The following is a 9435-nucleotide window of genomic DNA, read 5'->3' as shown; positions in this document are numbered from 1 at the left end:
GCGGTTCCGACCGGACGAACCGGCCGGAGATCCGCTCGTGCAACGCTTCCAATTCGGCAGCAACCAGATCGATAACCACCCAACCAGTATCTCTTACCTGTCAAGTAAGTGCCGTTGCAGTACTAGGGCATGTCTCCCAATAGTCTGAGCCATTCGACAATGCCGGCGATGAGGAATCCGGCCCGGGCAAGCTTGTCATACCGGGTTGCCACCGCTCGCCACTGTTTTGCCTTGTTGAAGGCCCTTTCCACCACGTTGCGGCCCTTGTAGGACTCGGCATCGAAGTTCGGTGGCCGCCCGCCCGCGCTGCCCTTGTTCTTGCGGTTGGCCACCTGATCGGACTTCTCGGGGATCACCGCTTTGATGCCCTTGCTGCGTAGCAGTTCCCGGTTGGCCTTGGATGTGTACGCCTTGTCGGCGCGGACCTCGTCCGGGCGCGTGCGGGGTGCGCCGCCACCGATGCGCAGCACGCAGATGCCCTCCATGAGCGGGCCGAACATCGGGCTGTCACCTCCCTGGCCAGGACCCACCAGCACCGACAAGGGGCGTCCGTCGCCATCGCACGCCAGGTGAACTTTGCAGGTCAACCCGCCGCGGGACCGGCCGATGCCGTGATCGGCCGGTTCGTCAAGCAGATTCGTGTAATTCGGTAGATCCCCCTGTGTCACGCGCGGCGTTGGCGCCGTGCTGGTGCACCCGCACCACGGTGGAATCCACCGACACCGCCCAATCCAGGTCGCCACCGGCATCGGCCATCGCGGCCAGGGCCATGAGTACCCGATCCCACGTTCCATCCCCGGCGTAGCGTCGATGCCGTTTCCACACCGTCTTCCAGGGGCCGAAATGCGCAGGTAGATCCCGCCACGGGAGCCCGGTACGCAGCCGGTAGAGCATTCCCTCCACCACGAGCCGGTTATTCTGGAACTTCCGCCCCCGCAGCCCATCCGAACTGGGTAGCAGCATCGCAAGCAACGCCCACTGCTTCTCGGTCAACACCTGATATCGATCCGTCACCTCTGTCACAGCAAACATGCTGCCGCACAACACCCCAAATCATTGGGAGACACGCCCTGGCGGAGGACCAGCGGCAGGCGATCGAAAAGGAGTGGGACGATTTAGCGATCGAGGAAGCCGAAGCGCACGGCTTCTGATCGGTGACCGCCAGATAGTCGCCATTGCGACTCATAAGCCAAACGATCATAGGGGCGCTCCCCCAAGCCGCGGTAGGACACCCGAGAGATCTGTCCAGGTCCACGCGCGGTCAGCACATCGCGATCGCCATGCACCGCCGAGGCATGCCGTACGATCCCGGCGACCGTCAACGGAACGTCCTGCATGGTGCTCTTCATCGCGGTCCCGTTCCGTCAACAGCGGTTGGGCGACGATCACGCATCGATGAGGTCATGCCGGTTCTGGTTCTGCAGCATCTGCCGGTACTCCGGGAACAGATTCTTGGCCTGTGGAATCAGTTTGATCAGCTTCGGCACCGGGCCCTTCGCACGCACCGTTCCCTTGGCCATCGCCATCGTCAGGTTCACCTTCCCCAGCCAAAACTTGTTCCCCGTGTCCGCCGACATGAACAGCTCGACATTGGGCACCGCGCGGGACTTGCCGCTCCCGTCTCCACCACCTTGTTCGGCATGTCCACCGTCACCACTGCGTTCGGATCGGTGTAGTGCACCCGCAGGACCACACCCGAGTTCGCGAGCTTGTCCCCAAGTCCGTCCTTCTCCAGGCCCCGCCGAAAGATTCCAGCCAGAAAGGAGTAGACCTCGTCCTCATCCTTGAACACCGCCATCATCAACCTCCACCAATCCCGTCGTCAGTACCGAACGGCCGCAACCGGCCAGTCACGCTCAAACCGGCGATGCTCATCGCCCCCGTCGAGCCCGCCACCACGGCATCTTCGACCAGCGCACGCCGCTCATCTGCGGGTTCGCGTCGCCATCACCGTCCCGACTGCTTGACGGCGGCATCATCCGGTTCACCACGGCGCCGCCACAAGACCCGGTCCAGCTAATCAGTGCTGGGCAATTGGAGTGCGGACTACGATGCCGTCGAGCGCCGGACCGATCTTGATCTGGCAGCCCAGCCGAGACGTCTCGTCGGCGCCTTCGCAGAATTCCAGCATGGACTTTTCGGTGGGCTCTATCGGCGGTAGTCTGTCGAGCCAGTCGCGTTCGACGTGCACGTGGCAGGTCGCGCAGGCACACGCACCGCCGCAGTCGCCGTCGATGCCCGGCACCAGGTTCGACACCGCGGCTTCCATCAGAGACTCGCCGTCGATCCCATCGACGGTTCTGGATGCTCCGTTGTGGTCTACGTAGGTGATCTTGGTCATTTCAGTCCTTTTGCAGTAAGGGCGACTACGGTCGCCGGTGTGGGTTGGATAGTGGAAAAGTGCAGCACCCAGTCGAGGACTATCGATGGGCCAGCGCCTGGGCCGGGATGCGATCATCGGCGAGTCTTTCTCCGTCAATGACAGCGCGCTCGGCGATCAGCGATTTGGCCGCCATGAACTCGACCGGCCGATTGATCGCATCCACGGCCAGCAGTCGCCCGTCGCGCAAGTAAAACGCTGCGAACGATCTGGTGTCGGGGTCGCCACGAATCACTACCTGGTCATAACCGCGGTTCAGTCCAGCGGTCTGCAACTTCAGATCGTACTGATCCGACCAGAACCAGGGCACTTGCCGATAGGGTTTGGCGCTACCGCAGATCGCCGCGGCGGCGGTCTTCGCCTGCTCGATCGCGTTGTGCACCGACTCCAGCCGCAGCTGGCAGCCGTAGACCTCGCTGGGGTGCTGTGTGCAGTCACCTGCAGCGTAAATACCCGGCTCCGAGGTCTGACACAGCTCGTCGACGACGATACCGTTGTCGCACGTCAAACCCGCAGCGGAGGCCAACTCGACGTTCGGCAGCAGTCCGATACCTGCGATAACCAGATCGGCAGCGAAGCTCTCGCCGCCGGCTATCAGGACCCGCGCCGCAGACCGGACTTGCTCGATGCCGGTCACCGTCGCCGCGCATCGAATCGTGACCCCGGCGCGGCGATGCTCGTCTTCGAAGAACTGGGCCACGTCCGGACAGGTGACCCTGGCCAGCACCGTGGGCTCGGCCTCCAAGACGGTCACCATCAATCCCAGCTTCGCCGCGACGGCGGCAATCTCGAGACCGATGTAGCCCCCGCCAATCAGCACCAGCCGCGCCCCGGGCCGCAACTTCGCACGGAAGCCCTCGACGTCGGCCACGGTGCGCAGGTAATGCAGCATCGGAGAATCCGCACCAGCGCATGACAAGGGGCGGGGCCGGCCACCGGTAGCCAACACCAGCCCATCGAACTCGAGTTCGCGACCATCGTCGAGTGTCACATGCCGCTGGCTGGCATCCATCCCGGTGACGCAGACCCCGAGCATCACGTCGACCGAAGCCTTCTCATAGAACGCCGGTGGCCGCAAAAACAGCCGCTCCACCGGTAGGCTGCCGGCCAGGAATGCCTTCGATAACGGGGGCCGGTGATAGGGCAACACCAACTCCGCGCCGATGAGAACGATCCGTCCGTCAAATCCGTTTGACCGCAGGCTGGCCACTGCCTGCCCACCGGCTTGACCCCCGCCGACGACGAGAACGGTTTGGCTCATGTGGCGTCATCTCCTCGAACTCGCCGCATCAGACGTTGATGCGCACGGGCAGGGACTCGTAGCCCTTGATGAACGGCGACGTCACTCGGGTTGGGGGTCCAACGACCTCGATTTGCATCGGTTGGGGCCAACGCTTGAGAAGCTCCTCCCATACGATTCGCAGCTGCAACTCGGCCAGGCGGTTGCCGACACAGCGGTGGATCCCAAATCCGAATGACAGGTGATGGCGCGGCCGGGTACGATCGATGATGAAGGCGTCCGGATTCTCGATGGCCTCCGGATCGCGGTTACCCGACACGTACCACATGACGACTTTGTCGCCCTTGCGGATCGACTTCCCGCCGAGCTCGGTGTCCGTCATAGCGGTGCGGCGCATATGCGACAGCGGCGTCTGCCAACGGATGATCTCTGGCACCATGGAACTGACCAGGGCAGGGTTGCCGCACAGTTTGCGATACTCATCTGGGAACTCGTTGAGAGCTACGACGCCGCCCGTCATCGAATTGCGGGTAGTGTCGTTACCGCCAACGATCAGCAACAGGATGTTGCCCAGGAACTCTTCCGGCGTTTGGTTTCGGGTCGCCTCCGAATGCGCCATCATCGAGATGAGGTCATTACGCGGTTCGGCGTTGACACGTTCATTCCACAGCCCTGTCATGTAAGCGGCGCACTCGAGCAATTCGCTCATCCGCTGTTCCTCGGACTCGATCAAGCCGGCACCGGGAATGGCCGTCGTCACATCCGACCAACGTGTCAACTTGGTCCGGTCCTCCCAGGGAAAGTCGAACAAGGTCGCCAACATTTGTGTGGTCAAGTTGATCGAGACGTTCTGGACCCAGTCGAAGGTCTCGTTCAGAGGCAAACTGTCAAGCAAACCCGCGGTGCGCTCACGGATGACCGACTCCATCTTGGCGAGGTTCTCCGGTGCGACGATCGGACTGACCGCCAGGCGCTGCGCATCGTGTTTGGGGGGGTCCATCGCGATGAACATCGGCAGGCTCGCAGCCTTGTTGTCGTCCATGATCGTGATGCCGCCGAACTTCGCCTCCGAGGAAAAGATCTCGGGTGAGGTATCTACCTGCATGATGTCGGCGAACTTCGTAATCGACCAATATGGGCCGAACATGCTGTCCTTGCAGAAGTGGACCGGATCCTCCTCCCGTAACCGCTTGAAATACGGCTGCCACGTGTAATTACGGTACAGTTCCGGATCGCTGACATCGATGTCCTCCAGAGCGACCGCATAAGCGGCTTCCGAATCGGGTCCGCTAACGGCCACAGAAGTCTTGTTCACTGTTGCTCCTCAATGTCGATGAACCCGGGTCCGCATAGAGGCGACGAACGCTGTGGCGGGTCTCACCGGCGTTCCACCCTTTCGGGTACGTGGGGCACGAAAGTCTCGTCGTCGTGTTGCCCCACCGTTGCCGTCCTGCGCCACTTCTAGTCTGCACAAGTGACCGGACTCACTGCGCGGGGCATTTGTGCCAACTCTGGCCCATGTAGGCCAACCGCGTCTTGGTCTGCCGCGAAGATTTCGGACATTGAAGGGGACTAATTCAGGCCGCGATCGCGGGCTGCTGGTAACTGTAGTGGACGTCGTTCGGGTACCGGTAGTCGAGCGCAGAATGCCGGCGCCGCGAGTTGTAAAATCCCTCGATGTACTTGATGATGTCCTGTCGTGCATGATGTTTCGTTGCATAGACCGTGCGGTAGACGCATTCGTTCTTTAGCGCTGCGAAGAAACTTTCGGCCATACTGTTGTCCCAGCACACCCCGGTACGCCCCATCGAGGATCGCATCCCCAAACCGGCCACGAGCCGCCGAAATGCGCCCGAGGTGTACTGGCTGCCACGGTCGGAGTGAAAGACCGCCCCCGGCTCGATCAGCGTCGTCGAGGCCGCGTTCGTCAGCGAGGCTGCGATCAACTCGGTGCGCATGTGATCGGCGATCGACCACCCGACCACCTTGCGGGAGAAACAGTCGATGACCGTCGCCAAATACACGAATCCTTGCCAGGTGTGAACGCAGGTGATGTCGCCGACGAATTTGATCCCCGGACGGTCTGCGGTGAAGTCGCGCACCAGCAGATCCGGCACCGCCCCGACGCTATCAGGGTCGGAATCGGTGGTGACCCGGAACGGGCGCGGTTGGCACGGCACCAGGTCCTCTTGGCGCATGATCGAGCGCACCAATTCCGGGGAGCATTCGACGCCGGCATCGCGGAGGTCGGCGTGAATGCGCCGGTACCCGTAAGTGCCGTGCGCTTGCTCGAAAAACACGTGAATGCTTTGCGCCAAAGCACTTCTGCGCAACGCGGTGGCCGACTGCGGGCGGCTGCGCCAATTGTAGAAGCCAGAGGTCGAGACATCGAGCCATCGGCATCGATCGGTCACCGGAACCGCCGCGGAATCATCCGCGACGTAGGAGTCGATGAACTCGTACTTCGCCACTACCGTGGCTCCCGAGCAAAGTACGCATGGATATGCTGGTGATCCGCACGACCCGCCTCGAGGTCTCCGACGTCGCAGGGCATGCACTCACACGAAAGGCTTTGATGCCTCCGTTCACCCCGACCTTCACCCGACTCGACCTCGGCGACACCGCCGTCGAAATCAGGCTCGGTCACCCCCTGCTGGACGACTACCTCCGGTTCGTCGCCGCACGATGCCGCCCCAACTCCGTCCTCGCCGCCGGCTACGACCTCAAAGTCTTCTTCACCCACACCGGTAAAGACCCACTCGATATCACCACCACCGATATGTTCGAGTTCATAGCGGCACAACGACAGCCGAGGCACGGAGCCAACGTCGTCCGCATCGGCGACGGCGAACGAGGTCTCAGCGCACGCACCATCGCCCGCCGCCTCGCCACCCTCTCCGGCCTCTACAGCTACCTCACCGCCCGCGACCTCATCCAAGCCAATCCCGTCCCCACAGGCCTGAGCGTCCGCGCCCGCACAGACCACCGACGCGCCCGCCGCAGTGCCCCGCTGATCCGAACGCCCCGCACCCTTCCCCGCATCCTCGACTCCGCCGCAGCAGGGGCATTTCTCGGCGCGCTCCGCACCCACCGAGACCGCACCATGATCCTCGCGATGCTCCTTGGCGGTTTGCGGCGCAGCGAAGTCCTCGGACTACGCCTCGCCGACATCGCCCTCGCCGACCGGCGGATCACCATCACCGAAGGCAAAGGCGGACACCACCGGATCGTCCCCATCGCACCAGCGTTCTTCACCGCCCTCACCGACTACCTCGACCTTGAACGACCCACCATCGCAACAGATACGCGCATCTTCGTTGTCCTCAAGGGGCCACACCGCGGCCAGCCACTCACCGCAGCAGGCGCCGACGAAATCGTCCGCGGCGCCCGCCGCCGGGCCGGCATCGAACACCTCACCTGCCACATGCTTCGTCACACGTGCCTCACCCGGCTGCGGGAAGCAGGGATGTCCCTCGAAGCAGTCCAAGCCCAAGCAGGACACCGCAACATCGAATCCACCCGCATCTACCTGCACCTGAGCAACACCTGGCTCTCCGAGCAATACCACCACGCCATTGCAGCCCTCGGCGACGACATCACCACCACCACCACCATCGCCGTAGTCGCCCGGTGAACTCCGCGAACGCGCCTCAACTCACCGACATCGAGGACCGCGCCACGCGAGAATTCATCGCACTGGGAACAACCCCGGGCAGCAGACTCGCCCGCGAGCACACCGCCGCCGCGTTCACCCGCCAATTCACCGACCTCGCGGGCTGGTCGAATGCCGGAGCGTCGCGCCAAGTCACCGCACCCGTCGACGTGCGCGGCTTCGTCGCCCGACTGCTGGTGATGACCGCTCACCCCGCCGGTGCGTACTACGCCGTCGCATCACGCAGCTCCTGGGGCGCCCACTCTGCCGTCATCCACGCCGCGTTCTTCGAACACTTCACACACACTGCACTCGGCATCGGCTTCCGCGACATCCAAGTACGTCAACAGTGGAACACTCTCGCCCAGGCCGCAGCCGCAGCCGGTGCAGCACCGAACATGCTTGCCTCCACAGTGTTCGAGGGCATCATCACCGAGCTCACCGGAATCCGACACGCCGGCAGAACAAAGATTCCGAACAGTTGGTCGACACCGGTACACGGACTGAAAGCAACGATGGCCGTGCTCGGACTGCTCGACAGCGCCCCACCGGTCCGGCTCTCCCCGTCGCGGCGCAGCATCCACTGGAACCACCTCGCGATCGCACAGCCACTCCTGATCGCGACGCTGCGCCGCTACCTGAGCCAAATCGGTATCAGCATGCGCCCGGCGAGTATCGCGTTGATCGACACCACCCTGCGCCACCTGGCGGTCTACCTCACCGCACACCATCCCGACGTCACCGCAGTAGCGGGCATCCGCAGAACACATATCGAAGGGTTCAAAACCTTCCTCGCCAGCAAATCCGGCTACCGTGGCAGCACCCAACCGGCGAAGACAACCCTCGGGATGCGCCTGGGGCATCTGCGCGGATTCTTCGACCGGATCATCGAATGGGGCTACGACGATGCGCCCGCCCGCAACCCCGTCTACTCCGGCGACATGCCCCTCCGCGATCGGCCGCTACCGCGGTTCCTCGGTGACGCCGACGCGGCAGCACTCCTCGCCTCCGCACGCCGGCTGCCGTCGCTCTTCGACCGAGTCGCCGTCGAAGTCCTCTCCCTCACCGGTCTCCGCAAAGGCGAATTCCTCGGGTTGACCCGCGGTGCTGTCACCGACATCAATGGTGCCCGCTGGCTGCGCACACCCATCGGGAAACTGCACACCGACCGTTACATCCCACTGCACCCCAGAGTGGACGAGCTGCTCTCGCAATGGTGTTCGGAAAACCCACCGCAGCCGCGCAGTGATCTGATGTTCACCGACCTCGGTCGACCCATCCCCGGCAGACGAGTCGACTACGCCGTCTACGCAGCCGCCGACGACGCCGGAATCGGCCACGTCACCCTGCACCAACTCCGGCATACGCTCGCGACCCAAGCCATCAACCGCGGCATGAGCCTCGAAGCGATCGCAGCCCTCCTCGGACACCAATCGTTGTCGATGACCATGACCTACGCACGCATCGCCGATGGCACCGTCGCAGAAGAATACTTCGCCGTCACCGAACACCTCGATGCTATCTACACCCCGGAACCAACCGCGCAGGCCCTCACCGAAGGACCCAACATGGCACGACTACGGACCGAGTCGAGCCGCCTGCGTGGCAACGGAAACTGTACCCGCCCAACACTACTGGACTGCAACTACGAAACCATCTGCGAAACCTGCACCCACTTCTCCACCAACGAAAGCCATCGAACGCGCCTCACCGACCAAGCCGCCGACGCCGCATCCCGCTCAGAACCACGACGAGAGAAGGTCTACCTCGAACTGCTCACCACCCTCGACAACCGCGCACCCCACCCACGATCACCGGCATAAGCATGCGGCTTTTTTCAGGAACTGAGCCTCGGCCCGCAGTTCCCGGTTCTCGCGTTCGAGCTGGGCGAGGCGAGCTCGTTCGGAGAGCGTGAGCTCGCTGTCGGTGCCGTCACCGTGCGTTTCCCGGTACTTGCTCAGCCACCGCCGCAGACTGTCGTCACCGACTCCATACGCCCTGGCAACCTCAGCAACCGGCTTCGAGGAATCGATGACCTCACGGCACAGTTCGTCCTTGAACTCGGTGCTGAACGATCGACGTGATCTGCTCATGCTGGTCGGACTCATTTCAGTAGATCCTCATTCTAAGCGGGTCCACTGTCCGAAATCCCTGGGCCGACCA

6 protein-coding genes and 3 pseudogenes are annotated in these 9435 nt (G+C 63.0%); 2 read left to right on the top strand and 7 right to left on the bottom strand.

Going from position 1 to position 9435, the window contains the following annotated elements:
• Positions 1-122 precede the first annotated feature (122 nt).
• The 6 genes and pseudogenes from WAW17_RS01995 to WAW17_RS01970 form a co-directional block, all read right to left on the bottom strand.
• Positions 123-1032 (bottom strand): IS5 family transposase gene (locus WAW17_RS01995; RefSeq protein ID WP_422331351.1). Its coding sequence is split into 2 segments (ribosomal slippage): positions 123-671 and positions 673-1032, totalling 909 coding nucleotides; the frame shifts between segments, so codons are not numbered across the junction.
• Positions 1033-1385: 353 nt separating this feature from the next.
• Positions 1386-1798 (bottom strand): annotated as a pseudogene (locus tag WAW17_RS01990) (sterol carrier protein).
• 222 nt (positions 1799-2020) lie between these two features.
• On the bottom strand, positions 2021-2341 hold the full coding sequence (locus WAW17_RS01985) for a 2Fe-2S iron-sulfur cluster-binding protein (protein ID WP_422331350.1): 321 nt from the start codon (positions 2339-2341) through the stop codon (positions 2021-2023).
• A 79-nt stretch (positions 2342-2420) separates the two neighbouring features.
• A complete protein-coding gene (locus WAW17_RS01980) occupies positions 2421-3641 on the bottom strand; it encodes an NAD(P)/FAD-dependent oxidoreductase (protein ID WP_422331349.1) in 1221 nt (406 codons plus the stop codon).
• 28 nt (positions 3642-3669) lie between these two features.
• Positions 3670-4935, bottom strand: a complete 1266-nt coding sequence (locus WAW17_RS01975; RefSeq protein WP_422331348.1) for a cytochrome P450 — start codon at positions 4933-4935, stop codon at positions 3670-3672.
• A 262-nt stretch (positions 4936-5197) separates the two neighbouring features.
• A pseudogene (locus WAW17_RS01970) lies at positions 5198-6115 on the bottom strand (IS3 family transposase); the annotation flags it as partial.
• A gap of 14 nt (positions 6116-6129) precedes the next feature.
• Between WAW17_RS01970 and WAW17_RS01965 the strand changes: the two are divergent.
• Together WAW17_RS01965 and WAW17_RS01960 are read left to right on the top strand one after the other, a co-directional pair.
• The gene (locus WAW17_RS01965) at positions 6130-7254 is read left to right on the top strand and encodes a tyrosine-type recombinase/integrase (protein ID WP_422331347.1); all 1125 of its coding nucleotides are present in this window, start codon (positions 6130-6132) and stop codon (positions 7252-7254) included.
• Positions 7255-7472: 218 nt separating this feature from the next.
• Positions 7473-9095 carry a tyrosine-type recombinase/integrase gene (locus tag WAW17_RS01960; RefSeq protein WP_422331352.1) on the top strand — a complete coding sequence of 541 codons (1623 nt, stop codon included), beginning with the start codon at positions 7473-7475 and terminating at the stop codon, positions 9093-9095.
• Here the strand turns inward: WAW17_RS01960 and WAW17_RS01955 are convergent.
• Positions 9087-9365 (bottom strand): annotated as a pseudogene (locus WAW17_RS01955) (transposase); the annotation flags it as partial. The gene WAW17_RS01960 and the pseudogene WAW17_RS01955 sit on opposite strands and share 9 nt — an antisense overlap.
• Between the last annotated feature and the right edge of the window lie 70 nt (positions 9366-9435).

The organism is Rhodococcus sp. (in: high G+C Gram-positive bacteria) (assembly GCF_049286785.1).
GTDB lineage: Bacteria > Actinomycetota > Actinomycetes > Mycobacteriales > Mycobacteriaceae > Rhodococcus_F.
Note: the sequence above shows the minus strand (reverse complement) of the source record. Positions and strands in the feature narration are given on the sequence as shown.

Coding starts and splice junctions, on each gene's coding strand:
- WAW17_RS01985 (WP_422331350.1), bottom strand. CDS start 2,341: ATGACCAAGATCACCTACGTAGACCACAACGGAGCATCCAGAACCGTC.
- WAW17_RS01980 (WP_422331349.1), bottom strand. CDS start 3,641: ATGAGCCAAACCGTTCTCGTCGTCGGCGGGGGTCAAGCCGGTGGGCAG.
- WAW17_RS01960 (WP_422331352.1), top strand. CDS start 7,473: ATGACCGCTCACCCCGCCGGTGCGTACTACGCCGTCGCATCACGCAGC.